The organism is Guyparkeria sp. (assembly GCF_046545975.1).
In the GTDB taxonomy this organism is placed as follows: domain Bacteria; phylum Pseudomonadota; class Gammaproteobacteria; order Halothiobacillales; family Halothiobacillaceae; genus Guyparkeria.
In genome coordinates this window covers 1-26,844 of the sequence record NZ_JBKGYT010000017.1, presented here as the reverse complement: position 1 = coordinate 26,844, position 26,844 = coordinate 1, and the positions used below count along the sequence as shown (strand labels likewise).

Genomic DNA, 26,844 nt, shown 5'->3' with positions numbered 1-26,844 from the left:
ACGAGTTCCTGCGCGCCCCGGGCATAGTGCGCGGCGTCGTTCTGCTCGATCTCGACCCGCTCGCTGAAGACCATCGAATGGACCAGCTCGCGCTCGGCCGCGCGGGACCAGCTGCAGGCGGCCCTCATCTCCACCCGGCCAGGAGCGGGTTCCACGACGTGTTCGAGTCGATTGATCTCGCAATAGAGCCCCAGTTCGGCGGGCACGCGCGCCCCGCCCCGGACCACGGCGCGCACCCAGGGCTGGGCGGTGAGGGTCTCGTCGATCACCTCGTTGAGCATCACCGCCGGCGAGGCGGCCCAGCGGTTGTCCCGGTAGTAGGCGAGCGACTGGCGATCGGTGCTGTAGGCCATGTCGCGCCGGTCGATGCTGCTGGACGCGCGCGTCTCGATCAGGCGCAGCACCACGCGTCGATCATCGGCCAGCGGGGCGCTCATGCCCTCGGAACCGAGGAATCGCCACTGGCCCGGCTCCTGGCCACGTTCCGGGAGGGCGGTGCAACCCGCCCCGACCGCCGCGGCGAGGATCAAGGCCACACCACCGATCCCCCGTCGTACAGATCGTTCTAAAACAACTGCTTGCAACGTATTATTCACATCATGACTCATGGTTTCGCTTCATTGCGCCTCTCCCGGTCCGGGCGGCCGTTCGGTGCCGCCGAAGAGCACCCGGGAGGGATCTTCGTCCAGGGTCGACGTGAACGCCGACAACCGACGTGACAGTTCACGGACGTCGCGGATCAGCAGACTGATGTCCGGCAGCGTCTGTCGCGAGATCTCTTCCGCCGCCTGCTCGCCGGCCGAACTGAAGCGAACCGTGGCATCCGTCGCCAGCGCGACATCGTCGGCGGCCGCCTCGAACGTGTCCATGGTGCCGGAGACCCGGGCGATCGCCCCGTCGAGGGAATCAAGCGTGTTCTGCGCCCGGGAAACGAGTTCGGTGCCGCCAGCGGTCATCTCTGCCGTGTTCTCGGCCGTTCGCGAGGCGTTTCGCACCAGTGACTGGAGTTGCTCGCGCTCCTCGGCGAGCGCCGTGGAGAGCCGGTTCAGGTTCGCCAATGTCTCCTCGAGTGCCACCAGGTTGTCCTCGGAGAACACGCGGTCGAACCGCTGGCCGATGTTCACCAGCTGCACCATCGTCTCGTTGATGCCCCCCTCGAGCCTGGAGAACAGGGACGGCTCGTAGGGGATTTCGGGGCAGCACTCGCCGGGGTCCGCCTCAAGGGCCTCCCCCGCGGATCCACCCTTGAGATTCAGTACGCTCAGGCCGGTGACGCCCTGGAGCTGCAGACGCGCGGTGGTATCACTGCGGATCGGCACCGTCGACTCGATCATCAACCCGATGCGAATCTTGTCGGGGTTGTCACGGTCGATGCGGATCGTGTCGACGTAACCGACATCCACGCCGTTGTAGTAGACGCGGCTGTTGGCGTTCAGTCCCGTGACGCTGTCTGTCGCATAGACGGCATAGGGCGTGTACTGTCGCCCCGACCCGCCCGTGTACAGCCACCAGGCTGTCGCCAGCGAGGCAGCGAGGAGGATCAGCACGAAAAGGCCGACGACGCTGTAATTGACCCTGGATTCCATATGGCTCCCGTAGTGACCTATGTCGAGCGCTCGGCGAGCTTCGCGTAACTCTCGGAGCGCTCCCCACGAAAATAGGCCCGAAGCTCCGGTTCGTCACGCCGCGCGAGTGCCTCGGCGGGCTCGAATGCCAGCACGCGCTGGCGCGCCAGGAACGCGACCCGGTCGGAACCGCGCCAGATCGAGTCGAGATCATGGGTCGCCTGCAGGACCGTCAGCCCGAGCGAGTCACTCAACTCCCGTATCAACCGGTCGAAGGCGGCCGCTGCAACGGGATCCAGCCCGGAGGTCGGCTCGTCGAGCACCAGCAGCCTCGGATCCAGGGCGAGCGCCCGCGCCAGTGCCGCCCGCTTGACCATGCCACCGGACAGCTCGGCGGGGTACTTGCCGGCGCTGTCGGCCGGCAGACCGGCCAGCAGCACCTTGCTCATGGCCAGGTCCGCAAGCCATGTCCCCTGCATGCCGGTGTGCTCGCGGATCGGCAGCATCACGTTCTCCAGCACCGTCAGCGCCGTGAACAGCGCCCCGCCCTGGAACAGCAGCCCGATGCGCCGGCGTACATCCTGACGCTGCCCCTCCCCCAGGTCGCTGACATCCCGGCCGAACAGTTCCACGCGGCCCGCGTCCGGCACGCGCAGCAGGCTCAGCGTACGCAACAGCACGGTCTTGCCGCTGCCCGACCCGCCGACGAGCGCGATGATGCGACCGGCGGGGATCTCGAGATCCAGCCCGTCGTGCACGCAACTCTTCCCGAAGCAGTTGCGGATGCCCGTCAGCCGGGCAATCGGAACCGCGCGGGCGGCAGACGCTTGCGTCTCGTTCACGACCGTCCCCCCTAGTAGCCCATGAGATTGAACAGCACGGAGAACAGCGCGTCGATGACGATCACCAGGAAGATGGCCTGCACCACGCTGACCGTCGTCGCCCGACCGACCGCAAGCGCGCTGCCCGACACGCGCATGCCCTGCATGCAGCCGACCAGCGCGATCACGACCGCGAATACCGGTGTCTTCACCAGCCCCAGCATCAGGGTGGTCAGGTCCACCACCTCGGGAATCCGGTCCATGAAGACCGAGAAACCGACATTGAAGCGGTAGGCCGACACGACCGCGCCGCCCAGCAGACCGAGCAGGTTGGCGAACACGGTCAAAAGCGGCAGCACCACCACGAGGGCGATCACCTTGGGCAGGACCAGCATGTCGAACGGGGAAATGCCGATCGCGCGCAACGCGTCGATCTCCTCGGTGATCCGCATGGTGCCCAGCTGGGCCGTGTACGAAGAGCCGGTCCGCCCGGCGACGATGATCGCCGCCAGCAGCGGGCCCATCTCGCGCAGCGTGATGATCGACACCATGTCGACGATCAGCACGTTGGCCCCGTAATCCGACAGGGTAGCGCCGCCCTGGTAGGCCATCACCATCCCGACCAGGAACGACAGCAGGCCGATGATGCCCAGTGCACGCAGACCGGCGGCCTCGATTTCCGCGACCACCTCGCGCCAGCGCACGCGCCAGGGAACGAACAGCACACGCCCTCCCCGCACGGCCAGCTCGCCGATGAAGGCGAGAAAGGCATTCGCCTCGGTCAGCATGCCCACCGTGCCGCGCCCGATCGACGCCAGCCATCCTTCCCGGGCTGGAGACGGCCGGTCCGCTGGTGGCAGTTTTCCGCGCAGCAGCCGAACCAGCCGGGCCTGCTCGTCGGGCAGGGAGGAGATATCGACCTGGCGGCTCTCGCCCTCGAGCTGGTCGACCAGCCGCGCGATCACCAGGGCCCCGGCACTGTCCATCTCGTCGGGCGCCCCGAGCAGGCGCACCGTCGTCGTCTCCGGGGGCAACGACGGCAGCCGCAGCACGGGCCGCTCGAGCCAGTCGGCCGAGTCGGGAAGCTGCTCGACCGTCCAGCGCCCCGTCACCCGGATGGCCGCACCGCCACCCGCGCCCCGTTCGAACGCCAGCGCTGGCGACAGCGACACACGCTCGTCGGCGGAGATGGCGCGGTGTTGTCGTTCCGGATGGCTGTTCTGCGGTCCGCTCGCCGGCATGATTCGCTGCACTCAGGGATGTTCGGGAAGACCGGCGCCGAGCGGCGCAGGCCCCGCCGTGAGGTTCAGGTTAGGTGCAATCGCTACCGGATTCCATTCCGTCTTCGCCCCGGGAACCAAATCGCAGCCCCCCGGCACAGGCTTTCATCACGCCGAACGCCAGAATCCGGCCGGGCTGTTAGAATGTCGCCCCATTTTCGACGGGATCCCGGTCGTCCGCGCGACACCCGGCCCCGCATGACCGAGACGAGAGGCTTTCCCATGGAAAAACAGCGCTTGCAGAAGGTTCTGGCCGCCATGGGACTCGGATCCCGTCGCCGGATCGAAGGCTGGATCAGCGAGGGGCGGGTCCACGTCAACGGCCAGACCGCCTCGCTGGGGGACCAGGCCGGTCCCGGCGATACCATCGACGTCGACGGCAAGCGGGTCGTCGTCCCCGACGTGCGGCCGCTTCGCCGCGTGCTGATCTACCACAAGCCCGAGGGCCAGATCACCGCCAACCACGACCCGGAAGGCCGTCCGACCGTCGCCGAACACCTCCCGCCGATCAACGAGGGCCGCTGGATCACCGTCGGACGGCTGGATTTCAACACCAGCGGGCTGCTGCTGGTCACCAACGACGGCGAGCTGGCCAACCGCCTGATGCACCCGAGCTACCAGATCGAGCGCACCTACGCCGTGCGCGTACTCGGTGGTCTCGACGACGAGCAGCAGAATCGGCTCATCGAGGGCGTGGCGCTCGAGGATGGCGAGGCCAGCTTCACGCGGCTCGCCGATGCCGGGGGCCAGGGAGCCAACCACTGGTACCACGTCACCCTCCACGAAGGACGAAACCGCGAGGTCCGCCGCATGATCGAGGCGGTCGGCGGCCAGGTCTCCCGCCTGATCCGGATCAGCTACGCGGGCGTGACCCTGCCGCCGCGACTGCGACCCGGGAAGATCCAGGAACTCTCGCCGGAGATCGAGGGCGCACTGGCGGAACTGGTGGGACTGAAACCCGAAACCCGGCACAAGACCCTCGGGCGCCACGACGCACGCCGGGCCCACAAGCCGTTCAAGGCCGGCAAGCCGGCCCGCGCAACCCGGGCGACCCCCAAGCGTTCCTCCCGGCGCGACGGCAAGGGCCCCGAGGTTCATTCGCTCAAGCGCGACACCACGATCCGGTCGCGCAAGTCGCGCAGCGGGGGCGGCAGGCGCGGCGGATCGAGCTGAGCGCTGCTGCCAGTCGCATCGTTCCGGCGCCCTCCAGCGGAGGGCCGCGGCATTCGGATTCGACCGGATTGGAATCGAGGCCGCCTTGAGTCCGGGACAAAAGACACCAATACTCGGAACACCATGCAAGAAGAACGCACCAACCTGACCAACCAGTTGCTGATCGCCATGCCCACGCTGGAGGATCCCAACTTCAGCCACAGCGTGACCTACATCTGCGAGGACAACGACGAGGGGGTGATGGGCATCACCGTCAACCGCCCGCTCGACCTGAATCTCGGTGACATCTTCGACCACATGAAGATCACCTGCACCGACCCCGACGTCCGTGCCCGACCCGTATTCATGGGCGGCCCGATCGACCTCGAGCGCGGCTTCGTGCTGCACGCCCCGCACGGCGGCTGGGACTCCACGCTGGAAGTCACCGACCGCATCGGCCTGACCACCTCCAAGGACATCCTGCAGGCCCTGGCCGACGGCGCCGGTCCGTCGCGGGTGATCGTGGCGCTGGGCTACTCGGGCTGGAGCCGCGAGCAGATGGACAGCGAGATGGCAGAGAACAGCTGGCTGAACGTGGAGGCCACCGAGGAGATCCTGTTCGAGCAGCCGATCGAGGAACGCTGGACCACGGCGGCCCGGCAACTGGGCATCGACATCAACCTGCTTTCCGGCGAGGCCGGGCACGCCTGATGGGCGGGCCGGCGGCCAGCGTCGAACGCGTCCTCGGCTTCGACTACGGCGAATGGCGCATCGGCGTGGCCGTGGGCGACCGGCGCATCGGCAACGGCCGGCCACTGACCACCCTGCACAACCGCAATGCCGACCAGATCGACTGGGAAGCCGTCGAGGGCCTGGTCGACGACTGGCAGCCCGATGCCATCGTGCTCGGCTGGCCGATCGACGACACGGGGCGCTGCTATCCCGTCGCCGCGGCCATCCGGCGCTTCGGCAATCGGCTCCGGGAACGGACGGGCCTGCCGGTGTTCGTCGTCGACGAACGCCTGAGCTCCGAACAGGCCGCCACGCGCCTGGGACGCCGCGCGATCGAGCGGGACAAGGGCCGCCTGGACGCGATGGCGGCCGCGGTCATCCTCGACACGTTCCTGGAGCGACCCGACGCCCGGTCGGTCGAGGCCATCCCGCGCAACGAGGTGATGGAGAACCTCGCGGGCACCTGAACCCTGCGCTCCGGCCGGAAACGAACCGCACCGGGCCACGACCCGGACTGCTAGAATGCGGGCTGCCACGGGTCGGCTCGACCCGCTCAACATCAAACGCGAGATGCCCTCGGAATGACACAGACCGACCGCCTGCTGCCGGTGAACACCGCGATCGAACGCCTCGAGACGCAGGTCCGCGCCGCCCTGGAACGCGGCGAGCTGGACAACCCGCTCGTCGTGGGCATCCACACCGGCGGTGTCTGGGTCGCCGATGCCCTGCACCGGGCACTGGACTGCCAGGACCCGCTGGGTCGCCTGAACATTACCTTCTATCGTGATGATTTCAATACGCTCGGCCTGCATCCGCAGGTGAGCCCCTCCGAACTGCCGGTCGGCGTGGACGATCGCGACATCATCCTCGTCGACGACGTGCTGTTCACCGGTCGCACGGTCCGTGCCGCGATGAACGAGCTGTTCGACTACGGCCGCCCGCGCCGGATCGCCCTGGCGGTCCTCTACCAGCGCAACGGCCGGGAGCTCCCGATCTGTGCAGACTGGATCGGTCAGGAACCCGAGCTGGGCGAGCACGAGCAGATCCACGTCGATGGCCCCGACCCGATGACCGCCCGCATCGTCACGAGCAAGGAAGCCCAGGAGAGCTGAACACCATGGCCGTCAAGTTCGTCCGCCCGAAGATCCCGAAATTCGCTCCCGACCCCTGGGCGATCCAGTTCGACGACCAGGGCCGCCTGCGCCACCTCCTCACCATCGAGGGACTTGGACCGGAGTGGATCACACGCATCCTCGACACCGCCGAGGGCTTCGTCTCGGTGACCGACCGCGAGATCAAGAAGGTCCCCCTGCTCCGCGGTCGCACGGTGGTCAACCTGTTCTTCGAGGCCTCGACGCGCACGCGCACCACCTTCGAGCTGGCCGCCAAGCGCCTGTCGGCCGACGTGCTCAACCTCAACCTCGCCACCTCGGCGACCAAGAAGGGCGAAAGCCTGCTCGACACCCTGCACAACATCGAGGCGATGCAGGCGGACATGTTCGTCATCCGCCACGAGCAGTCGGGTGCGGCTCACTTCATCGCCCGCCACGTCGCTCCCCACGTCTCCGTGCTCAACGCCGGCGACGGCTGGCACTCGCACCCCACCCAGGCGCTGCTGGACGCCTTCACGGTGCGACGGCACAAGGGCGACTTCACCCCGCTGCGGATCGCCATCGTCGGCGACGTCCGCCATTCGCGCGTGGCCCGCTCGCAGATGCACGTCTTCAACTCGCTCAATGTCGGCGAGCTGCGGGTGATCGGACCGCGCACCCTGCTGCCCACCGACGTGGAGAAGCTCGGCGTGCGCGTCTTCCACGACATGCGCGAGGGGCTCCGCGACGTGGACGTGATCATCATGCTGCGCCTGCAGCGCGAGCGCATGGAGTCCGGGCTGCTGCCCAGCGAGGAGGAGTTCTACCGGCTCTACGGCCTGACCGAGGAGAAGCTCGGCTGGGCGAAGAGTGATGCGATCGTGATGCACCCGGGGCCGGCCAACCGGGGCGTGGAGATCGAGTCATCCGTCGCCGACGGTCCGCAGTCGGTCATCCTGGAACAGGTATCCAACGGCATCGGGGTGCGCATGGCGGTAATGAGCCTCTGCATGAGCGCCAACCGGGGGGAGACGGCATGAAGGACGCACCACGCAATCTCGGTATCGACTACGACCCGGTGCGCCACCCGGAAGGCTGCCGACCGGGCTTCGACTGCGCCCACTGGGTGATCCGCGGCGCGCGGCTGCTCGACCCGGCCTCGGGCGTCGACCGGGTCGACGACATCTACCTGGCCGACGGGCGCATCGTCGCCATCGGCGAGGCCCCGGGCAACTGGCCGGGCGACCACGCCGAGCACCTCTGCGCGAACGGTCACTGGCTGATTCCCGGCGTGATCGACGGCTGGGCACGCCTGCGCGAGCCGGGGCTCGAGCACAAGGCCTCCATCGCCACGGAGAGTGCCGCGGCCGTCGCCGGCGGCATCACCACGCTCGTGATGCCGCCCGACACCGCGCCCGTGCTCGACACCGTGGCCGTGGCCCGCTACATCAAGCGCCGCGCCCAGCTCGCCGGCCGGGCCCGCGTGGTAGCCATCGGCGCGATGACCCAGCAGCTCGGCGGCGAACTGCTTGCCGAGATGGCCACTCTCGACGAGGGGGGCTGCGTGGCCGTGTCCAACGCCCACTACCCCTTCGCCGACCTGCGCATGATGCGCCGGGCGCTGGAATACGCGGCGACCTTCGACCTGCAGGTGCTGATCCAGCCGCTCGACCCCTCGCTGGCGGCGCGCGGCTGCGCCCACGACGGCGCGGTGGCCACGCGCCTGGGGCTGCCGGGGCTGCCGGTCTCGGCGGAGACCGCCCCGCTGGCGCAGCTGATCGCCATGATCAGCGAGACCGGCGCCCGGGTGCACATCCCGATGCTCTCCTCGGCCGAGGCCGTGCGGCTGGTCGAGCGGGCACGGGCCGACAATCTCCCGATCACCGCCGGCGTCTCCGCCCATCACCTGTGGCTCACCGAGATGGACACCGATGCGCTCGACCCCAACAGCCACGTGATCCCGCCGCTGCGCACCATCCGCGACCGCGACGCCCTGCGCCGCGGACTGGCCGAGGGCGTGATCGACACCGTGGTCTCCGATCACCAGCCGCACGAGCCCGACGCCAAGCTCGCCCCCTTCCCGGAGACCGAGCCGGGCGTCTCCGGCCTGGAAACCCTGCTGCCGCTGGTCCTCAAGCTCGCCGACGAGGGCCAGATCAGCCTGGAACGGGCTCTCTCGGCGGTCACCCGCAACCCGGCGGCCCTGTTCGGGCTGAACGACGCCGGGTCGCTGGCGGTGGGCCAGCGGGCGGACCTGGCCCTGATCGACCCGGACGCCATGTGGAGTCTCGACGAGGTCGGCATGCAGTCGGCGGGCGAGAACTGCCCGTTCACGGGCTGGGACTTCGGTCACCAGGTCGGGGCGACCTGGGTCAACGGCCGGCGGGTCTTCCTGCGCGAGGACTGAGTCCTTCGCCCGGGCTCAGCGCTCGCCTTGGAGCAGGCGACGGATGATCTCGCCGGCCACCATGTGGCCGAAGAGGTTGGGCAGGTAGCTGATGGTGCCGTTGACCGCCCGGGGCTGGCTGCCGTCGGCCGTCGGCTCGTGCGGGGCCGGCTTGCGCGGCGTCTCCTTGGAGTAGACCACCGGGAAGTCGATCGGCGCACGGGCCTTGCGCAGGCGGCGGCGGAGCACCCGCGCCAGCCCGCAGCCGTGCACCTCGTCGAGCCGGGCCACCCGCATCAGCCGGGGATCGATACGGTTCCCCGCCCCCAGTGCCGTGAAGGTGCCCCGCCCCTGCGCCCGTGCGACCGCCAGCAGGCGTGCCTTGACCGCGATCGAGTCGATGCAGTCGGCGACGACGTCGGGCTGGTGCTCGTCGAGAAAGCCCTCCACGCCGGAAACGTCGAGAAACGTCGCACAGGCGATCAGCTCGATGTCGTCCCGGATCGAGGCGAGCCGCTCTGCGGCGACCTCCGCCTTGGACCGACCCAGGACCGACCGGGTGGCGAGGAGCTGGCGATTGAGGTTCGAGGCCACGAAGTGGTCATGGTCGAGCAGCAGCAACCGGCCGACACCGGCCCGTGCCAGGGACTCGGCACAGGCACCGCCGACGCCGCCGAGCCCGGCGACCAGCACGGTCGCGCCGCGCAGGCGGTCCAGCCCCTCCCGGTGGATCAGGAGTTCGGTGCGCTCGTCGACGGGGTTGTTCTTCTGCACGCAAGGCCTCCTGTCTCGGGTCGGCGCATTGTACCCGAACGAGGCGGCGCGGATTTCACGTCCCGTGACATTCCTCGGTCAGGCCGAACAGGCGGCGCACGTTTCCCTCCAGCACCAGGGCCAGCTCGTCGGCGTCCACGCCGCGCAGGCGTGCCAGTGCATCGAGATTTTCCGGGAGGTATCCCGGCAGATTGCGTTCCCCGCGGTGGGCGTGTCCCGGCTGGTTGGGCGCATCGGTCTCCAGCACCAGTGCCTCGAGCGGCAACTGCCGGAGCATGCGCCGGACCCGGTGGGCGCCCGGGTGCGTCACCGCCCCGCCGACGCCGATGAAGAACCCCTGCTCGATGAACTGCTCGGCCTGCTGCACCGAACCGACGAAGCCGTGCACGACCCCGCCGACGTGACGGTGCCGTCGCAGCCAGTAGAGCAGCCGGTCGGCCGACTTGCGCTCGTGGAGAATCAGCGGCAGGCCGTGCGCCCCGGCCCAGTCAAGCTGGGCGACGAACAGGGCGTTCTGCCGGTCGGCATCGATGTCCACCGCGAAGTCGAGCCCGACCTCGCCGACGGCCACCATCGGCCGTTCGCGAGCCTCCGGCCCGGTGTCGTCCGACCAGAGCCCGTCCAGCGCCTCGATCGCGGTCTCGGGGTCGACCCTGTCCGCCCACCACGGGTGGGTGCCGAACGCCGCCAGCACCGGCAGTCCGCCGGCACGCACGGCGTCCATCGCCTCTCGCTGGGCGGCAAAGGCCTGCGGAGACACGCCGACCGCCACCAGGCGCCCCACGCCCTGCTTCACGGCGTGCCTGGCCACCTGCGCCAGGTCGCCGGCAAGGGCCTCGGCCTCGAGGTGGCAGTGCGTATCGGTCAGCGGCACGGGGCGATTCTCCGGGTGATGAGTACGATCGCCGTCCAGCATACGCCAGACCCCGCGCATGTCCGGCAAGCCCGGCACACGCGCTACAATCCAGGGAAAACCGAGACTCGACGGGACCCGCGCCACGTCGACCGGATGTCAGCCCCAGCCGGGAGAAACGGATGACCAAAACCGCCCGCCAAGACGATCAAGGATGGACGCTGCACCCGCGGTTGCTGATCGACAGCGTCCCGATCATCGAGCATGAGGGGGTCCAGTTCCGGCTGGTCAACGACCGCCGTTTCGTCTGGGTGCTCGTGATCCCGAAACACCCCGGCGCGGAGCAGCTCCACCACCTGCCACCGGCGGTGCGGGACCAGGCCCTGCGACTGGTCGACGCCACCTGCCATGTGCTCGACGAGATCTACGCCCCAGAGCGGGTGAACGTGGCCGCGATCGGCAACGTCGTCGAGCAGTTGCACATCCACTGCGTGGCCCGCTTCACCGAGGACCCCGCCTGGCCGGGGGTCGTCTGGGGATTCGGCGCTCGCGAACCCGCCGAACCCTTCGAACTGCTCGCTCGCGTCCGGGAAATTGCCGCTGGACTCGCGAACAGGCTTGGGCGACACTCGTAATCCGTTTCATCCGGACCCCGATCTGCCAGGACGGCGAGATACCGTGCCGCTGCCGTCAACCCGACGACCGGACAACGACTGACAAGGAACCAGGACGACCCGAATGAGATTGCTTCCCCTCCCGCTGCAATTCCTGATCTTCATCGGCATCCAGCTGGCCCTGAGCCTCGGGCTGGTGTTCTACCTGGGCAATCTGGCCCAGTCGAACTACGAAACCTTCGCCGAGGCCAGCCGCGGCTTCGTGGAAACGCAGAAGACCATCGAGGACATCCGCGGCGACTACGCCGCGGTCGCCGCCCGGGTCGAGAACGAGACGGCCGCCTTCTCGCCGGGCGAGCGCCGCGACGTCAGCGAACTTTCCGGAGAGCTCAAGGAGATCGCCGGCACCGTCAGGAACAGCGTCGCACTGTCCTCCCTGCGCGCGAACCAGCCCGAGGCCGTCCAGGGGTTCGCTTCCGCCATCGACAATCAGGCCGCCAGCCTGGTCGCCGCCTCGCAGGAAGTCCCCGGGGCCGACGAGTCACGCGTCAAGCGTATCCAGGAACGACTGGCCGAGGAACGTGCCGCCCTGACGACCGCCGGCTTCGGCCGGCTGATCGACGCGGCCAACCGTGAACTCGAGTCCACCATGCGGGCCATCCGCAGCGCCAATTCGGCGGTCATCGGCAACTACCAGATGATCCTGATGGTGTTCGTCGCCCTCCAGGCCCTGCTGCTGGCCGTCGTGCTCTGGCTCGTCAACCGTCAGATCCGCCAACTGGCCGACGTCACCGAGCGCATCGTCGCCGGCGAGGCCACCACCACCGGCAAGCAGCACAAGCGCCACGACCAACTCGGGCGGATCGCCCGCGCCGTGCACCAGTTCCGCAGCTCGCTCGTCGCCCTGTCGAACTCCCGGGAACAGCTCCAGGCCATCCTCAAGAAACACGACAAGGAATCGCTCAGCCGTCGCCAGGCCGAGGACTCCCTGCGCCTGACCGCCTCGGTGTTCGACGAGGTCCAGGAGGCGGTGCTGGTCACCGACGTCCATGGCTTCGTCACGCGTGCCAATCCCGCCGCGCAGACACTCCTCGACCTGACCGCCACCGAACTCGGCAAGCGGCCGCTGCTCGAGATCCTGCTCGACCAGCCCAACCGCGTCGTCGCTCCGATCTGGCGGCATGTCCTCGAAAAGGGCGAATGGCGCAGCGAGATCGAGTTCAAGCGGGAATCCGACGGCAAGGATCTCGTCGCGCTGGTCTCCATCCGCCTGGTGGGCGAGCCGCGCGAGAAGCGCGGCCACGTGATCGTCGTGATCAACGACCATACCGACATCCGCGCCCGCGAACGCGAGGTCATCGCGCTGGCCCGCGAGGATTCGGTGACCGGGCTGCTCAACCGCGGCTACTTCGTCCAGCAGATCGACGACCGGATCCAGGCACACCCCGACCAGCCCTTCGCCCTGATCGCCGTCGGACTCGACCGGTTCACCTCGTTCAACGAGGCCCTGGGCCGGCGCTTTGGCGATCGCATCCTGAAGGCCATGGCCGAGCGGCTGGAAAAGCTCACCGAGCCGACAAGCCTGCTGGCACGCATCGATGGCGACACCTTCAGCTTCCTGGTCTTCGCCGACAACGCGGGCGAGCTCGACACCGTCGCGGCCGCGGCCATGAAACGCTGCCACGCGGAGATCACCCGGGAACTCGAACTGGCCGGCTACCGTCTCGACATCCGGGCGAGCGTCACCTCGGCCGACTACCCGGCCGAAGGCCAGGTTGCCGAGGACCTGCTGCGGATCGTCGACAACGGGCTGTCGCAGGCCAAGGCCAGCGGTGGCAACGCCATCGTCGGCCACGCCGAGGGGCACACCCAGGCGGCTCAGCGCCGTTTCGAGCTGACCCAGGCGCTCGGCAAGGCGCTCGGCAACCGCGAGATGCGGGTCTACTACCAGCCCCAGGTCTCACTCGGCAGCGGCGCCCTGCTCGGTTTCGAGGCGCTAATGCGCTGGCGCTACCGGGGCGAATGGATCTCCCCCAAGGAGTTCATTCCGCTGGCCGAGGAACACAACCTGATCGGCGAGCTGACCGAGTGGGCACTGTCCCATGCCTGCCGCCGGATCGCCGACTGGCAGCGCCAGGCCGGCCGGGAACTGACCATCTCGATCAACCTACCGCCGCAGTTGCTGCTGCTCGACAAGATCGACGAGCAGCTCGAGGGACTGGCCCGCGCGGCGGACCTGCCGACGTCCTCGGTCGTGCTGGAAATCACCGAAAGCGACTTCGGCAAGGATCCCAGTCTGCTGGTCGAGCAGCTCCACCGGCTGGCGATGCGCGGGTTCTCGATCGCGATCGACGACTTCGGCACGGGCCATTCCTCGCTGTCCTACCTCAACAACCTGCCGATCAGCAAGCTCAAGATCGACAAGGAGTTCGTCGACGACATCGTCACCAGCGAGGACGCCCGCAAGCTGTTCGGCTCGATACTGGCCATGGCCGAGAAGCTCGAGTTCGAGGTCGTGGTCGAGGGCGTGGAGACCGAGCAGCAGCTCATCGAGCTGCGCAAGTTCGGCAGCCGCCTGCAGGTTCAGGGCTTCGTCTTCTCCCGCCCCTTCGACGAGGATTACTGGGACGGCGAGTTCATGCACGGCAAGCCGGGCAACTACACGGTGCCCGACATCCAGCCGCAGCGCTCGGCATCGCAACCGGCCGGCAACTGATCGCCGGACGGTCCACCGGCACGCATCGTCGCGCTACCGGGTCGGCCGACCCGGGCGCCGCACGCAGCGGCGACTCAGTGCGCCTCTTCCCAGCTCTCGCCGATCCCGATCCCGACGTCCAGCGGCACCTTCAGGGACGCGGCGGCGATCATGGTCGCCTCGATCTCTCGCGCCAGCGTCCCGGCCTCGTCCGTCGGTGCCTCGAAGATCAGCTCGTCGTGGACCTGGATGATCATCCGGGCCCGCCCCGTCACCACCAGGCTCTCGTGCAGTGACAGCATCGCGCGCTTGATGATGTCCGCGGCCGTGCCCTGCATGGGGGCGTTGATGGCCGTGCGCTCGGCGTACTGGCGCCGCTGGTTGTTGCGGCTCTTGAGCTCCGGCAGGTACAGCCGCCGGCCGAACACCGTTTCGACGTAGCCACGCCGGTGGGCGCCCTCGCGGGTCTCCTCCATGTAGCGGGCCACGCCGGGGTAGCGGGCGAAGTAACGCTCGATGTACTCCTGCGCCTCCGCGCGGCCGACACCGATCTGGCGCGCCAGCCCGAAGGCGGACATGCCGTAGATCAGGCCGAAGTTGATGGCCTTGGCGGCGCGTCGCTGATCGTCGCTCACCTCGCCCCCGTCGGCGAAGACCTCGCGGGCGGTCGCCCGGTGGATGTCCTCGCCGCGCTCGAAGGCCGCCAGCAGCCCCTCGTCGCCGGACAGGTGCGCCATGATGCGCAGCTCGATCTGCGAGTAGTCGGCCGAGATCAGGCGGTGGCCCGGCTCGGCGACGAAGGCCTTGCGGATCCGCCGCCCCTCCTCCGTGCGCACCGGGATGTTCTGCAGGTTGGGGTTGGACGAGGACAGCCGCCCGGTGGCCGTGACCGCCTGGTGGAACATGCTGTGCACCCGGCCGGTATCCGGGTCGATCCGCTCGGGCAGTCGGTCGATGTAGGTGCTCTTGAGCTTGGTCAGGCTGCGGTAGTCCAGGATCATCTGCGCCAGCGGGTGCTCGTCGACCAGCGCCGACAGCGCCTCCTCGTTGGTCGACGGCTCGCCCTTGGGCGTCTTGACCTTCACCGGCAGTCCCAGCCGCTCGAACAGGATCTCCTTGAGCTGCTTGGTCGATCCGAGGTTGAACTCGCACTCGGCCGCCTCGCGGGCGCGCCGCTCGATCTCGGTGATCCGCTCGCCGATCGCCGCGCCCTGGGCGGCGAGTTGCTCGCTGTCGATCGCCACGCCGGCGCGCTCCATCGAAAACAGCACCGGCACCAGCGGCCGCTCGATCGTCTCGTAGACCGACATCAGCGGCGGCAGCTCGGCCAGCTTCGCCCGCAGGCGATCGGCCAGCTGCAGGGTGATGTCGGCGTCCTCCGCCGCGTAGGGCGCGGCCGTCGCCAGGTCGATCCGGTCGAAGGTCAGCTGCTTGGCCCCCTTGCCGGCGATCTGCTCGAAGGTGGTGGTCTGGCGGCCCAGCTCGCGGCCGGCGAGCGTGTCCATGTCGTGGCGCGAGGCCGTCGGATCGAGCACGTAGGATTCCAGCATGCTGTCGTCGACCAGCCCGCGCAGGGCAATGCCGTGGTTGGCCAGGGCATGCATGTCGAACTTGGCGTTCTGCAGGATCTTGGTCGGCCGCTCGTCTTCAAGCCACTCGCGCATCTCCTCGAGTACCGTCTCGCGGGAAAGCTGGCCCTCGACCCGACCACCGTCGGGATCCACGTGGGCCAGTGGGACGTAGGCCGCCTCGTGCGGCTCGATGGCGAAGGACAGCCCCACCACTTGCATCCGCATGGGCTCGAGCGAATCGGTCTCGGTATCGAGCGCGACCCTGGGAGCCTCGCGCAGGCGCTCGAGACAGCGCGCCAGCGCCGCGGCATCGGTGATCGTCTCGTAGTCCACCGCGACGCTGTCGCCGGCACTCCCCGGCTCGCCGTCGCCGCCGGGGACGTCCTGCTCGCCGAACCAGCGGCGCAGGGTGTTCAGGCCGTAGCGGTCGGCCATGGCAAGCCCGGTCTGCACGTCGGGCTCCTCGATCACCAGCTCGCCGAGCGTCACCGGAAGCTCGCAGTCGGTGCGGATGGTCACCAGTCGACGGCTGACCGGCAGGAAGTCGAGCGAGTCGCGCAGCGACTGGCCCACCTTGCCCTTGATCGCGTCGGCGTGCGCGATGATCTCGTCGAGCGACCCGTACTGGTTCAGCCACTTTGCCGCGGTCTTCGGCCCGCAACCGGGCACGCCGGGGATGTTGTCGACGTTGTCGCCGACCAGGGCCAGGTAGTCGATGAACTGTTCCGGGCGGATGCCGTAGCGCTCGACCACCGCGTCGACGTCGGTGGTCTTGTTGCTCATCGTGTTGACCAGGGTCACGCCGGGGGCGACCAGCTGCGCGAAATCCTTGTCGGCCGTGGCGACGATCACTTCCTCGTTGTTCTCGCGCGCCTCGTGCATCAGCGTGCCGATCACGTCGTCGGCCTCCACGCCCTCGATGCACAACAGCGGAAAACCCAGCGCGCGCACCAGCGCATGCACCGGCTCGATCTGCACGCGCAGGTCGTCGGGCAGCGGCGGGCGGTGCGCCTTGTACTCGGGGTAGATGTCGTCGCGGAAGGTCCGGCCCGGGGCGTCGAACACCACGGCCATGTGGCTGGGGTCGGCCTCCCGGCGCAGCTTGAGCAGCATGTTGATCACGCCGTGAATCGCGCCGGTCGGCGTGCCGTCAGGGGCGTTCAGCGGCGGCAGGGCGTGAAAGGCGCGAAACAGGAACGAACTGCCGTCGACAAGAATCACGGGCCCGTTGCGGTCGGTCATGGTAGGATTTGCCCCTTTGAAACCGTGGGTTGGGAAAGCCGGGCGCGTGTCCGGGCGCGGCTTCCGGGCCGTTGCCGGAACCCTCCGGGGACTTGCACCAGCGGCATCCTTGGGTGCCGATACTATGCCACAGGCCGCCCGACGGCCGGTCGCCCCAGCCCGGTTCGAACCCGATCGCGAACAGCCACCGTCCATGAGCAGAAAGCTACCCCATCATCCGACCCGGCTCGACCAGAAGCAGCGTCTCTCGCAGGAGTCGTGGAAGGTCTTCCAGATCATGGCCGAGTTCGTGCAGGGCTACGAGACCCTTGCCAGCATCGAACCGGCGGTGAGCGTCTTCGGCTCGGCCCGCTATGAAGAAGGCAATCCCTGGTACGACCTGACCGTCGAGATCGCCGAGAAGCTGTCCGATGCGGGCTTCGCCGTCATCTCCGGCGGCGGGCCGGGCATCATGGAGGCGGCCAACCGCGGCGCCCAGACCGGCGGTGCCCCGAGCGTGGGGCTGAACATCGCCCTGCCCCACGAGCAGCAGGACAACCCCTATCAGGACGTCTCGCTGCACTTCCAGCACTTCTTCGCCCGCAAGGTGATGTTCGTCAAGCACGCCTCGGCCTACGTGATCATGCCCGGCGGCTTCGGCACTCTCGACGAGATGGCCGAGATCCTGACGCTGGTGCAGACCGGCAAGTCGCGTCGCATCCCGATCATCCTGATCGGGTCGTCGTTCTGGAAGGGGCTGATCGACTGGTTCCGTGACCAGTTGCTCGCCGAGCGAACCATCAGCAAGAGCGACCTGTCGCTGTTCACGCTCTGCGACACGGCCGACGAGACCCTGGACGCGATCTTCGACTTCTACCGCAACCGCGGCGTGACAGCGACCGAGGAGGAGCAGAAGAAGCTCCTCGACCTGTAACGCCACCCGAACACCCTTCACAGCCAAGAGACCGTCATGTCGGTTTTCACCACAGTCGATACCGATCAGCTCACGACCTTTCTCGACCAGTTCGACTGCGGCGATCTGGTCGAGCACAAGGGCATTGCCGCCGGCATCGAGAACACCAACTACTTCGTCACCACCACCCGCGGGCGGTACGTGCTCACCCTGTTCGAGAACCACGCTGCCGACGAGCTGCCGTTCTTCCTCGACCTGATGGCCTACCTGGCCGAGCACGACATCCCCACCGCCCACCCGGTGGCGACCCGTGACGGTGCCTACCTCACCGAGCTCAACGACCGGCCGGCCGCGCTGGTCCAGCGCCTGTCCGGGGCATCGCTCGACCATCCCGACCCGGCCGCCTGCGCCGAGATCGGCCGGACACTGGCACGTTTTCACCGCGTGAGCGCCGACTTCCCCGAGTACCGCGCCCCGGACCGCGACCTGGCCTGGGCCGAACGCACGGCCGCCCAGCTCGAGGCCGCGGCGGCCGACGACGAACAGGCACTCCTGGCCGACGAACTGGCCTTCCAGGGGGAACAGCGCCGGGACGACCTGCCCCGTGGGGCGATCCACGCCGACCTGTTCCGCGACAACGCCCTGTTCGAGAACGGCCGCCTGACCGGCATCATCGACCTCTACTACGCCTGCACCGACGCCTTCGCCTACGATCTCGCGGTCACCCTCAACGACTGGTGCACCGACGAGCACGGGCGCAGCCTGGCGGCCGAGCGCGACGCCCTGCTGGGCGCCTACCTCGCCGAACGCCCCTTCACCGCCACCGAGACCAGCGCCTGGCCGGGGCTTCTGCGCGCGGCGGCCCTGCGCTTCTGGGTCTCGCGCATGCAGGACAAGTACTTCCCCCGGGCCGCGGCGATGACCTACATCAAGGACCCCGCGCCGTTCCGGCGGATCCTCGAGGCCCACCGCGAGGCCGGCGAAGTGCTCGCCGACTGGATCGTCGACAACCGCCCCGTTGGAGCGTGACCATGAGCACCGGCCGCGATACCCCCGCCCTGAGCCGACTGGTCGACCGCCTCGACCGGGTCAACGAATGGACCGGCCGCGTCAGCGCCTGGCTGGGCCTCGTCCTCGCCCTGACCGTCTTTGCCGTCGTCGCCCTGCGCTACGGCTTCAACGACAGCGACCAGTGGCTCTCCGAGTCCATCTACTACTGGTTCGCGCTGATGTTCATGCTCGGCATGGGCTACACCTACCGCCACGACGGGCACGTGCGCGTCGACGTGCTGGCGCGCAAGACCACGCCCCGTCGGCGGGCCTGGATCGAGATCGTCGGCGTGGTCCTGCTGCTCTGGCCGGCCTGCCTGTTCATCGCCCTCTCGAGCCTCGACTACGTGGGCAACGCCTGGGCGATCCGCGAGGGCTCTCCCGAGCCGGGCGGCATCCCGTTGCTCTACCTGCTCAAGACCCTGCTGATCGTCATGCCGGCGCTGTTGTTCTGGCAGGGGCTGGTCGAGTTGCTGCGCTCGGTGGCCGTGCTGCGCGGCGAGACGCCGACCCGCCCGTCGCAGGGTGACCTCGAGGAGGGGATGTAACCCATGGAATGGCTCCTGCTACTGATGGTGCTGACCGTCTTCGCGGCACTGATGAGCGGCTTCCCGGTCGCCTTCGTGCTGGCCGGCGTCTCGCTGCTGTTCGCCGGGCTGGGCACGCTGATCGGCGGCTTCGACAGCGGCCTGCTCTCGGCGATGCCCAACCGCCTGTTCGGCATCATGCTCAACCAGACGCTGGTGGCCGTGCCGCTGTTCGTGCTCATGGGCGTGTTGCTGGAGAAGGCCCGCGTGGCCGACGACCTGCTGGAGAACATGACCGCCCTGTTCGGCCGCCGGCCGGGCGGGCTGGGGCTGTCGATGATCCTCGTCGGGGCCATACTCGCCGCGAGCACGGGCATCGTCGGGGCGACGGTGGTCACCCTGGGCCTGATCGCCCTGCCCGTGATGCTTCGACGCGGCTACGACCCGAGGCTGGCCAGCGGCTCGGTGGCCGCGGCCGGCACGCTGGGACAGATCATCCCGCCCTCGATCATCCTGGTGCTCCTGGGCGACCAGATCTCGAATGCCTATACCCAGGCGCAGCTCGACCAGGGCATCTTCTCGCCGGAGACCGTCGCCGTGGGCGACCTCTTCAGCGGCGCGCTGATCCCCGGGCTGATCCTGGTCGCCGCCTACGCCGCCTACATCCTGTTCGTCGCCTGGCGCCAGCCCGAGCGTGTCCCGGGCCTGTCCGAGGCCGAACTGGCCGAGCGTCCGCCGATCGGCCGGCTGCTGCTGGCACTGGCACCGCCGGTTCTGCTCATCGTGCTGGTGCTCGGTTCGATCATGGGCGGCATCGCCACGCCCACCGAGGCGGCCGCGGTCGGCGCCATGGGCGCCCTGGTGCTCGCCCTGGCCAAGCGGCGCCTGAGCCTCGGCATACTGCAGGACAGCCTGACGAGCACCCTGCGCGTGACCGCGATGGTCTTCATGATCTTCATCGGCGCGTCGATCTTCTCGCTGGTCTTCCGCGGGTTCGGCGGTGACGAGTTGGTCCATGACCTGCTCTCGGGCCTGCCGGGCGGGGCGTTGACCGCGCTGCTGATCGTCATGGTCATCGTCTTCCTGCTGGGTTTCATGCTCGACTTCATCGAGATCACCTTCGTGGTGGTCCCGATCGTCGCCCCCGTGCTCCTGATGATGGGCATCGACCCGATCTGGCTGGGCATCCTGCTGGCGATGAACCTGCAGACGAGCTTTTTGACCCCGCCGTTCGGCTTTTCGCTGTTCTACCTCCGCGGCGCGGCCCCGGCCAGCATCGAGACGGCCCAGATCTACCGCGGGGTGCTGCCGTTCATCGCCATACAGGTCGGCGTGCTGGCGCTGCTGATCGTCTTCCCCGACCTGGTCACCGCCCTGCCGGAGGCGCTGGACGTCCGTTCCAGCCGGTGACGTGGTGAGACCCGCCCACACGGATGCTGGCCGATGCGACGGCGGCCTCGCGCCCCTGGTGCTGCAGGGGCGCGACGAGCGCGTGGTGGTCGAGTACCCGCTCGCGCTGGCGCCCATGGCGGGCGTGTCCGATCGGCCCTTCCGCCAGCTTTGCCACGAGCAGGGAGCGGGCCTGGTCTTCAACGAGATGGTCAGCAGCAAACCCGGGCTGCGCGATACCCGCAAGAGCGAGTTGCGCCGCATCCATCCCGACGACCCCGAACCGCGCGCGGTGCAGTTGCTCGGCAACGACCCCGCCGAGCTGGCCCGGGCGGCCCGCCAGGCGTACGCCGACGGGGCCCGGATCATCGACATCAACCTTGGCTGCCCGGCGAAGAAGGTCTGCCGCAAGGCCGCCGGCTCGGCCCTGATGGCCGATCCCGACACCGTCGCCCGGCTGCTCGAGGCCACGGTCAACGCCGTCCCCTGTCCGGTCACCCTGAAGATGCGCACCGGTCCCGATGCCGACCGGCGAAATGCCCCCGAGATCGCCGCGATCGCCGAGGATGCCGGGATCGCCATGCTGAGCATTCACGGCCGGACGCGGGAGCAGAAGTACCGCGGCGAGGCCGAGTACGACACCATCGGCCGGGTGGTCGCCGAACGGGGCATCCCGGTGCTGGCCAACGGCGACATCGACTCGGTCGACCGCGCCCGGGAGGTGCTGGCGGCCACCGGGGCGGCGGGGCTCATGATCGGCCGGGCCGCCTTCGGCCGACCCTGGCTGTTCGCCCGCCTGCGGGCCGGGCTCGAGGGACGGCCCGTGCCGCGCGAGCCCGGTCCCGCGGCGATCATGGCTTTCGCCCGGACACAATTCGAGAATATTTATTCGCATTACGGAAATGTGATGGGTGTGCGCATCGCGAGAAAGCACTGGGAGTGCTATTCTTCGCTACTGCCGTTTGAAGAAGGGATGCGCAAGCAGTTCAACCGCCTGGAGACGATCGATTCCCAGCGCCGGTGGCTCGACGAACGCGAGGCCGAACTGGCCGACGCAACGACTTGACCCCATCTCGCGGCCCGACCGCAGCCACGGGCTCGCCCCGGCGTTCGGTTGACCGAACCGGGGCAGCCGTCACTACCCGGTCATCCGTCCGCGTCCGTGCGTGGGCCATCATCTTGATCTGAAGCACTGCAGCGTTGTGTTCATGCCATGACCTATACATCCACCTCGTCTGCCGCCTCGATGCCGGAATCCTCGCTCAACGGTACCGCCCGCAAGGCCGCAGAGTGTCACCGCGATGTGCACGAGACCATCGTCGATGCCCTCGACCTGCTCTGGGACGCCTTCGAGGAAGACCAGCCCAGCAATCTCTACCAGCTTGTCATGGGCCAGGTCGAACGCCCCCTGCTCTCGCGCGTGCTCGAACGCTGCGACAACAACCAGAGCCGTGCCGCGGCCTGCTTGGGCATCAACCGGAGCACGCTCAGAAAGAAACTCCGCGAACACGATCTGATCTGACCGCCCCTCCAGCCTGCCAGGACGCCCGCTCGGGCGGCCGTTCGGCCACCCCGCGGCCTTCCCGGAAATCCCGCGCGAAAGAATCGCTTTTCAAGCGCTGAAAAACAGGTTATAACGCGCCGGAAAATCGGCTGGTCAACCCCGGGGACGGGGTACCGGAACGGGTCCTGCAACGCCGCTGGCGACAGGATTCCACTTCCCGAAGTGGCCTGCAGGAAAACCGGCGTCCCGCGCGCCTTTGCCATGACCGTCGATCGATGCCACGCGGCCACCGGACAACCGGATCGGCCGCAACGACCGTATTGATCCAGCAGGTACAGACATGGGCAAGGAAAACGACTACCAGGACCTGGAAGACGAGTGGGACGAGGCGGACGACACCGACGAGGCGGACAACGAGCCGCTGCTCGACAGCATCAGTGGGCACAAGGATGCCCGTCGGCGACTTGACGACCTGATGGAGGAGCGTCGACTGCGGATGGAGATGGACGACGATTTCTGATGCGCCCGTCCGTCTCCGCCGACCACGACCATCGACTGGAGGGACAGGCATGCAGACACGACCTGACACGACACCCGACCGCGCCACCCTGGGCATCGGCCTGTTCAGCGCGCTCGCGGCCGTCATCCTGGCGGCAAGCGGCGCGCACGGTCCACTCGCCCCCGTCGAGACGACGGCCATCCGCTACCTGGACACCGCGGTCACCTTCCACCTGTTCCACAGCCTCGCCCTGATGATGCTGGCCTTCTGGCCGGGTGGCCGGGGCGCGCGCCTGGCCGTGCTGGCCGGCATGGTCGGTGGCACGCTGCTGTTCAGCGGCAGCCTGTACCTCGAGACCATGTCACCCTGGGCGCTCCCCGGGTTGATCACGCCCCTCGGAGGCCTGCTGCTGATCGCCGGCTGGAGCACGTGGCTGGTGGCCGTGCTCGCCGGCGCGAAGCCCCGTAGCTGAGCCGACCCGTGCCCCGGCCATCACCGTTCCCGCCATCCCTTCAAACGCTTGCCCATCGGCGTTCCCTCCTGTGACAATATCCGCTGCGGCAGGCATGCGATGCAATGAAAGACCATCGACGCGCCTTCCATCCGCATCGGTTCCCGCCGACGAGCCATCCCGCCCTGCATGATGCCAATCAGGCACGGATGCGGTAAGATCGCCGTTTTTGATCCAGGAAAACCATGACCCAAGCCGCCTTTGAATACGACGACCTGATTCGCTGCGCCAAGGGGGACATGTTCGGTCCCGGCAACGCGCAACTGCCGATGCCCCCGATGCTGATGTTCGATCGCATCACCAAGATCAGCGACGAGGGCGGCGATTTCGGCAAGGGCGAGATGCACGCCGAACTGAAAATCCATCCGGACCTGTGGTTCTTCCACTGCCACTTCGAGGGCGACCCGGTCATGCCCGGCTGCCTGGGCCTCGACGCGATGTGGCAGCTGGTCGGCTTCTTCCTCGGCTGGAGCGGCGGCAAGGGTCACGGGCGCGCCCTGGGCGTGGGTGATGTAAAATTCTCGGGCCAGGTCTTGCCCAGGAACGAGAAGGTTGAATACCGTGTCCAGATGAAGCGCGTGATCATGCGCAAGCTGACCATGGGTATCGCGGACGCGCAGATGCTCTGCGACGGCGTCGTCATCTACGAGGCCAAGGATCTGCGGGTAGGACTGTTCACCAGCACAGAAGCACTATCGGAGTAAGAACTCAATGCGCCGAGTCGTCATTACCGGAATGGGCATCGTCTCCAGCCTGGGCAACAACTGCCAGGAGGTGCTCGCCTCGCTGAAACAGGGCCGCTCGGGTATCGAGCGCAACCCGGAACAGGTCGAGCACGGGTTCCGCTCGCAGGTTGCCGGCACGCTCAAGATCGATCCGGCCGAGCACATCGACCGCAAGCTGCTGCGATTCATGGGCTCGGCGGCGGCCTACAACTACATCGCCATGAAGGAGGCCATCGAGCAGGCCGGCCTGACCGAGGAGCAGGTCTCCAATCCGCGTGCCGGCCTGATCACCGGCTCGGGCGGCTCTTCCTGCGAGAACATCGTCGCCACCGCGGATATCGTCCGTGACCGCGGTGTCAAGCGCGTCGGCCCCTACATGGTCCCCCGCACCATGAGTTCGACCACCTCGGCCTGCCTGGCCACGCCATTCAAGATCAAGGGCATCAACTATTCGATCAGCTCGGCCTGCTCCACCTCGGCGCACTGCATCGGTGCCGGCGTCGAGCAGATCCAGTTCGGCAAGCAGGACGTGGTCTTCGCCGGCGGCGGCGAGGAGCTGCACTGGTCGCTGACCGCCATGTTCGACGCCATGGGTGCCCTGTCCTCGAACTTCAACGACACGCCGGACAAGGCATCGCGCCCCTACGACGCCGAGCGCGACGGCTTCATCATCGCCGGCGGTGGCGGCACGGTGGTACTCGAATCGCTCGAGCATGCCCAGGCCCGCGGTGCGACCATCCTCGCCGAGGTCACCGGCTATGGCGCGACCTCCGACGGTTACGACATGGTCCAGCCCTCGGGCGAGGGCGCGGTGCGCTGCATGCAGCAGGCGCTGTCGACGGTCGATGCCCCGATCGACTACGTCAACGCCCACGGCACCTCCACCAAGGTCGGCGACCTGCGCGAACTCGAGGCGATGAACGAGGTCTTCGGCGACCACCAGCCGATCGTCACCTCGACCAAGTCGCTCTCCGGCCACGCCCTGGGGGCCGCCGGCGTGCACGAGGCGATCTACTCGCTGCTGATGATGCAGAACGACTTCATCGCCGCCTCGGCCAACATCGAGAACATGGAGCCGGAGGCCGAGAAGGCCAACATCCTGACCGAGACACGCGAAGGGACGAAGATCGACACCGTGCTCTCCAACAGCTTCGGCTTCGGCGGCACCAACGCCTCGCTGGTGATGCAGCGCTTCAAGGGCTGACCCCCGCCGGACGCCCGCACCGACCGAAAGCCAGGCCTCGCGCCTGGCTTTCTTGCGTTCGGTGGCGGGAAAACCGGCTCAGGTCATCAGCGCACTGTCGATCAACTGGCGGGTGTAGTCGTGCGTCGGCTGCTCGAGCAGCGTGCCGGTAGACCCGGACTCGATCACTTCACCGTCGAGCATCACCAGTACCCGGTGCGCCAGGGCCCGCACGACGGCCAGGTCGTGGGTGATCAGCAGGTAGGTCAGGCCGTGGCTTTGCTGCAGGTCGCGCAGCAGGCGCAGCACCTGGAGCTGGACGGCGGCGTCCAGAGCACTGGTCGGTTCGTCGAGGATCAGCACCTTCGGCTTGAGGATCAGGGCGCGGGCGATGGCAATCCGCTGGCGCTGGCCACCGGAGAACTCGTGCGGGTAGCGCGACATCACCGAAGGATCCAGCCCGACCTCGGTCAGTGCCGCCCGGATCCGCTCCCGGGTCTCCCCGCGCGACAGTCCCGGTTCGTGGACGTCCAGGCCCTCGCCCACGATCTGGGCGATGTTCATCCGCGGCGAGAGCGCACCGAACGGGTCCTGGAACACCACCTGCAGGTCCCGGCGGTAGCGCCGGAACCGCTTCTCGGGCAGTCCATCGACGCGCATGCCGTCGAGGCGGATCTCGCCGCGGGCCCCGTCCATCAGCCGCAGCAGCGCCAGCGCCAGCGTGGTCTTGCCCGACCCCGACTCGCCCACCACGCCGACGGTCTGCCCGGCGTGCAGCGACAGGTCGATACCGCGAATGATCTCGGTGAGGGTATCGCGGCCGATCCAGCGGCGCTTGCCGACGGTCACGCCGAGATCCCGGCAGGACAGCCGCTCCTCGGCGGATTCGTCGACCGCGTCGACCATGGAGTCCACCTGGCGGGCCTCCAGCAGCGTGCGGGTGTAACCGTCCCCCGGCCGGGCGAAGATCTCGTCGGTACGGCCGCTCTCGACGATCCGACCCTCGCGCATGACCAGTACGCGGTCGGCGTACCGGCGCACCACCGGCAGGTCGTGGGTGATCAGCAGGAGGCTCATGCCGAGGCGCTGCTGGAGGTCGACCAGCAGGTCCATGATGGTCTTGCGCAGCCCGGCATCGAGCGCGGTGGTCGGCTCGTCGGCGATCAGCAGCGTCGGGTTGCAGGCGATCGCCATGGCGATCATCGCCCGCTGTCGCTGCCCGCCGGAGAGCTGGTGCGGCATGGCCCGCATCACGCGCAGCGGCTCGGGCAGGCGCACCTGCTCGAGCAGTTCGCGCACGCGTCGCCTGAGGGCCTCGCCCCCCAGCCCCTCGTGACGGACCAGCACCTCGGCGATCTGCGCCCCGATGGTCTTGAGCGGGTTGAGCGCCGTCATGGGCTCTTGGAAGATCATGCCGACACGCGCGCCCCGGAGCGCCCGGATCGCCGGCATGCCCATGGTCAGCACGTTCTTGCCCTCGAAGCGGATTTCCCCGCGCGTTTCCATGCCCGCCGCGTCGAACAGTCGCATGATCGACAGGGCCGTCACCGTCTTGCCGGACCCCGACTCGCCCACCAGGGCCAGCCGTTCACCGGGCCGCAGTGAGAAGGACACGTCCTGGACGATGGTCGCCCCGTCGACGGAAACGTGCAGGCGATCCATCTCCAGAATCGCGCGGGAATCGACCTGTGGGGTCCGGGTGGGCTCGGCCTCGGCCATCGGTGCTCCTCGAATCCGGTCAGTGTTCATGCAGATGACGACACTCGCCGCCCGGGACGAGTCTTCCGG

General features: G+C 68.2%; 26 protein-coding genes. 18 read left to right on the top strand and 8 right to left on the bottom strand.

What is annotated here, in order from left to right; translation table 11 throughout:
- From ACLFMY_RS03015 to ACLFMY_RS03000, 4 genes are all read right to left on the bottom strand, one after another.
- Positions 1 to 536 (bottom strand): ABC-type transport auxiliary lipoprotein family protein (locus tag ACLFMY_RS03015; protein ID WP_410763061.1); only part of this gene is annotated, 536 nt, incomplete at its 3' end.
- A gap of 81 nt (positions 537 to 617) precedes the next feature.
- Positions 618 to 1,586 (bottom strand): MlaD family protein, encoded by a 969-nt coding sequence (locus ACLFMY_RS03010; protein WP_410763060.1) that lies wholly within the window; start codon positions 1,584 to 1,586, stop codon positions 618 to 620.
- A gap of 17 nt (positions 1,587 to 1,603) precedes the next feature.
- The gene (locus tag ACLFMY_RS03005) at positions 1,604 to 2,407 is read right to left on the bottom strand and encodes an ABC transporter ATP-binding protein (RefSeq protein ID WP_410763058.1); all 804 of its coding nucleotides are present in this window, start codon (positions 2,405 to 2,407) and stop codon (positions 1,604 to 1,606) included.
- An 11-nt stretch (positions 2,408 to 2,418) separates the two neighbouring features.
- Complete coding sequence (locus ACLFMY_RS03000; protein ID WP_410763057.1) at positions 2,419 to 3,627, bottom strand: MlaE family ABC transporter permease; 1,209 nt, start codon at positions 3,625 to 3,627, stop codon at positions 2,419 to 2,421.
- A gap of 261 nt (positions 3,628 to 3,888) precedes the next feature.
- Here ACLFMY_RS03000 and rluB point away from each other — a divergent pair, with 261 nt between their 5' ends.
- The 6 genes from rluB (at position 3,889) to ACLFMY_RS02970 (ending at position 9,048) form a co-directional block, all read left to right on the top strand.
- Complete coding sequence (gene rluB / locus ACLFMY_RS02995; RefSeq protein ID WP_410763056.1) at positions 3,889 to 4,839, top strand: 23S rRNA pseudouridine(2605) synthase RluB; 951 nt, start codon at positions 3,889 to 3,891, stop codon at positions 4,837 to 4,839.
- Between the two features lie 123 nt (positions 4,840 to 4,962).
- Positions 4,963 to 5,529: a YqgE/AlgH family protein gene (locus ACLFMY_RS02990; protein WP_410763055.1), complete on the top strand. Its 567-nt coding sequence runs from the start codon at positions 4,963 to 4,965 to the stop codon at positions 5,527 to 5,529.
- Complete coding sequence (gene ruvX / locus ACLFMY_RS02985; protein ID WP_410763054.1) at positions 5,529 to 6,017, top strand: Holliday junction resolvase RuvX; 489 nt, start codon at positions 5,529 to 5,531, stop codon at positions 6,015 to 6,017. The genes ACLFMY_RS02990 and ruvX overlap by 1 nt, the downstream gene beginning before the upstream one ends.
- 114 nt (positions 6,018 to 6,131) lie before the next feature.
- Positions 6,132 to 6,662 (top strand): bifunctional pyr operon transcriptional regulator/uracil phosphoribosyltransferase PyrR, encoded by a 531-nt coding sequence (pyrR, locus tag ACLFMY_RS02980; protein WP_410763053.1) that lies wholly within the window; start codon positions 6,132 to 6,134, stop codon positions 6,660 to 6,662.
- Positions 6,663 to 6,667: 5 nt separating this feature from the next.
- The gene (locus ACLFMY_RS02975; protein ID WP_410763052.1) at positions 6,668 to 7,681 is read left to right on the top strand and encodes an aspartate carbamoyltransferase catalytic subunit; all 1,014 of its coding nucleotides are present in this window, start codon (positions 6,668 to 6,670) and stop codon (positions 7,679 to 7,681) included.
- Entirely contained in the window at positions 7,678 to 9,048 is a 1,371-nt protein-coding gene (locus ACLFMY_RS02970; RefSeq protein ID WP_410763051.1) for a dihydroorotase, read from the top strand. The genes ACLFMY_RS02975 and ACLFMY_RS02970 overlap by 4 nt, the downstream gene beginning before the upstream one ends.
- A 15-nt stretch (positions 9,049 to 9,063) precedes the next feature.
- Here ACLFMY_RS02970 and ACLFMY_RS02965 read toward each other — a convergent pair whose 3' ends face one another.
- Both ACLFMY_RS02965 and ACLFMY_RS02960 read right to left on the bottom strand, forming a co-directional pair.
- Entirely contained in the window at positions 9,064 to 9,801 is a 738-nt protein-coding gene (locus ACLFMY_RS02965; RefSeq protein ID WP_410763050.1) for a ThiF family adenylyltransferase, read from the bottom strand.
- A gap of 55 nt (positions 9,802 to 9,856) precedes the next feature.
- Entirely contained in the window at positions 9,857 to 10,675 is an 819-nt protein-coding gene (locus ACLFMY_RS02960; protein WP_410763049.1) for a TatD family hydrolase, read from the bottom strand.
- Positions 10,676 to 10,836: 161 nt separating this feature from the next.
- Between ACLFMY_RS02960 and ACLFMY_RS02955 the strand changes: the two genes are divergently transcribed.
- The gene (locus ACLFMY_RS02955; protein WP_410763048.1) at positions 10,837 to 11,289 is read left to right on the top strand and encodes an HIT family protein; all 453 of its coding nucleotides are present in this window, start codon (positions 10,837 to 10,839) and stop codon (positions 11,287 to 11,289) included.
- Positions 11,290 to 11,392: 103 nt separating this feature from the next.
- A complete protein-coding gene (locus tag ACLFMY_RS02950) occupies positions 11,393 to 13,984 on the top strand; it encodes a putative bifunctional diguanylate cyclase/phosphodiesterase (protein WP_410763047.1) in 2,592 nt (863 codons plus the stop codon).
- A 74-nt stretch (positions 13,985 to 14,058) separates the two neighbouring features.
- Here ACLFMY_RS02950 and polA read toward each other — a convergent pair whose 3' ends face one another.
- Positions 14,059 to 16,776, bottom strand: a complete 2,718-nt coding sequence (gene polA / locus ACLFMY_RS02945; protein ID WP_410763046.1) for a DNA polymerase I — start codon at positions 16,774 to 16,776, stop codon at positions 14,059 to 14,061.
- Between the two features lie 193 nt (positions 16,777 to 16,969).
- On the opposite strand from polA, the gene ACLFMY_RS02940 reads away from it, so the two are divergent.
- The 10 genes from ACLFMY_RS02940 (at position 16,970) to fabB (ending at position 25,077) form a co-directional block, all read left to right on the top strand.
- Positions 16,970 to 17,689 carry a TIGR00730 family Rossman fold protein gene (locus ACLFMY_RS02940; protein WP_410763045.1) on the top strand — a complete coding sequence of 240 codons (720 nt, stop codon included), beginning with the start codon at positions 16,970 to 16,972 and terminating at the stop codon, positions 17,687 to 17,689.
- Between the two features lie 36 nt (positions 17,690 to 17,725).
- Complete coding sequence (locus ACLFMY_RS02935) at positions 17,726 to 18,697, top strand: homoserine kinase (protein ID WP_410763044.1); 972 nt, start codon at positions 17,726 to 17,728, stop codon at positions 18,695 to 18,697.
- 2 nt (positions 18,698 to 18,699) lie between these two features.
- A complete protein-coding gene (locus tag ACLFMY_RS02930; protein WP_410763043.1) occupies positions 18,700 to 19,266 on the top strand; it encodes a TRAP transporter small permease subunit in 567 nt (188 codons plus the stop codon).
- A 3-nt stretch (positions 19,267 to 19,269) separates the two neighbouring features.
- Positions 19,270 to 20,655, top strand: a complete 1,386-nt coding sequence (locus ACLFMY_RS02925; protein ID WP_410763042.1) for a TRAP transporter large permease — start codon at positions 19,270 to 19,272, stop codon at positions 20,653 to 20,655.
- 58 nt (positions 20,656 to 20,713) lie between these two features.
- A complete protein-coding gene (dusB, locus tag ACLFMY_RS02920) occupies positions 20,714 to 21,700 on the top strand; it encodes a tRNA dihydrouridine synthase DusB (RefSeq protein ID WP_410763062.1) in 987 nt (328 codons plus the stop codon).
- A 147-nt stretch (positions 21,701 to 21,847) separates the two neighbouring features.
- The gene (locus ACLFMY_RS02915) at positions 21,848 to 22,156 is read left to right on the top strand and encodes a helix-turn-helix domain-containing protein (protein WP_410763041.1); all 309 of its coding nucleotides are present in this window, start codon (positions 21,848 to 21,850) and stop codon (positions 22,154 to 22,156) included.
- 322 nt (positions 22,157 to 22,478) lie between these two features.
- Positions 22,479 to 22,658 (top strand): PA3496 family putative envelope integrity protein, encoded by a 180-nt coding sequence (locus ACLFMY_RS02910; RefSeq protein WP_410763040.1) that lies wholly within the window; start codon positions 22,479 to 22,481, stop codon positions 22,656 to 22,658.
- Positions 22,659 to 22,707: 49 nt separating this feature from the next.
- Positions 22,708 to 23,109: a DUF423 domain-containing protein gene (locus ACLFMY_RS02905; RefSeq protein WP_410763039.1), complete on the top strand. Its 402-nt coding sequence runs from the start codon at positions 22,708 to 22,710 to the stop codon at positions 23,107 to 23,109.
- Between the two features lie 224 nt (positions 23,110 to 23,333).
- Entirely contained in the window at positions 23,334 to 23,852 is a 519-nt protein-coding gene (gene fabA / locus ACLFMY_RS02900) for a 3-hydroxyacyl-[acyl-carrier-protein] dehydratase FabA (protein ID WP_410763038.1), read from the top strand.
- 7 nt (positions 23,853 to 23,859) lie between these two features.
- A complete protein-coding gene (fabB, locus tag ACLFMY_RS02895; RefSeq protein WP_410763037.1) occupies positions 23,860 to 25,077 on the top strand; it encodes a beta-ketoacyl-ACP synthase I in 1,218 nt (405 codons plus the stop codon).
- A gap of 78 nt (positions 25,078 to 25,155) precedes the next feature.
- On the opposite strand, the gene ACLFMY_RS02890 is transcribed toward fabB, so the two are convergent.
- The coding region (locus ACLFMY_RS02890; RefSeq protein ID WP_410763036.1) for an ABC transporter ATP-binding protein at positions 25,156 to 26,844 on the bottom strand (1,689 nt) is incomplete at its 5' end.

Excerpts from the sequence above, each read along its gene's own strand:
- fabA (WP_410763038.1), top strand. The coding sequence starts at position 23,334 with ATGACCCAAGCCGCCTTTGAATACGACGACCTGATTCGCTGCGCCAAG.
- rluB (WP_410763056.1), top strand. The coding sequence starts at position 3,889 with ATGGAAAAACAGCGCTTGCAGAAGGTTCTGGCCGCCATGGGACTCGGA.
- pyrR (WP_410763053.1), top strand. The coding sequence starts at position 6,132 with ATGACACAGACCGACCGCCTGCTGCCGGTGAACACCGCGATCGAACGC.
- ACLFMY_RS02935 (WP_410763044.1), top strand. The coding sequence starts at position 17,726 with ATGTCGGTTTTCACCACAGTCGATACCGATCAGCTCACGACCTTTCTC.
- ACLFMY_RS02975 (WP_410763052.1), top strand. The coding sequence starts at position 6,668 with ATGGCCGTCAAGTTCGTCCGCCCGAAGATCCCGAAATTCGCTCCCGAC.
- ACLFMY_RS02930 (WP_410763043.1), top strand. The coding sequence starts at position 18,700 with ATGAGCACCGGCCGCGATACCCCCGCCCTGAGCCGACTGGTCGACCGC.
- ACLFMY_RS02905 (WP_410763039.1), top strand. The coding sequence starts at position 22,708 with ATGCAGACACGACCTGACACGACACCCGACCGCGCCACCCTGGGCATC.
- ACLFMY_RS02940 (WP_410763045.1), top strand. The coding sequence starts at position 16,970 with ATGAGCAGAAAGCTACCCCATCATCCGACCCGGCTCGACCAGAAGCAG.
- ACLFMY_RS03010 (WP_410763060.1), bottom strand. The coding sequence starts at position 1,586 with ATGGAATCCAGGGTCAATTACAGCGTCGTCGGCCTTTTCGTGCTGATC.
- polA (WP_410763046.1), bottom strand. The coding sequence starts at position 16,776 with ATGACCGACCGCAACGGGCCCGTGATTCTTGTCGACGGCAGTTCGTTC.
- ACLFMY_RS02910 (WP_410763040.1), top strand. The coding sequence starts at position 22,479 with ATGGGCAAGGAAAACGACTACCAGGACCTGGAAGACGAGTGGGACGAG.
- ACLFMY_RS02925 (WP_410763042.1), top strand. The coding sequence starts at position 19,270 with ATGGAATGGCTCCTGCTACTGATGGTGCTGACCGTCTTCGCGGCACTG.
- ACLFMY_RS02990 (WP_410763055.1), top strand. The coding sequence starts at position 4,963 with ATGCAAGAAGAACGCACCAACCTGACCAACCAGTTGCTGATCGCCATG.
- ACLFMY_RS02970 (WP_410763051.1), top strand. The coding sequence starts at position 7,678 with ATGAAGGACGCACCACGCAATCTCGGTATCGACTACGACCCGGTGCGC.
- fabB (WP_410763037.1), top strand. The coding sequence starts at position 23,860 with ATGCGCCGAGTCGTCATTACCGGAATGGGCATCGTCTCCAGCCTGGGC.
- ruvX (WP_410763054.1), top strand. The coding sequence starts at position 5,529 with ATGGGCGGGCCGGCGGCCAGCGTCGAACGCGTCCTCGGCTTCGACTAC.
- ACLFMY_RS03000 (WP_410763057.1), bottom strand. The coding sequence starts at position 3,627 with ATGCCGGCGAGCGGACCGCAGAACAGCCATCCGGAACGACAACACCGC.
- ACLFMY_RS02950 (WP_410763047.1), top strand. The coding sequence starts at position 11,393 with ATGAGATTGCTTCCCCTCCCGCTGCAATTCCTGATCTTCATCGGCATC.
- ACLFMY_RS02915 (WP_410763041.1), top strand. The coding sequence starts at position 21,848 with ATGACCTATACATCCACCTCGTCTGCCGCCTCGATGCCGGAATCCTCG.
- ACLFMY_RS02955 (WP_410763048.1), top strand. The coding sequence starts at position 10,837 with ATGACCAAAACCGCCCGCCAAGACGATCAAGGATGGACGCTGCACCCG.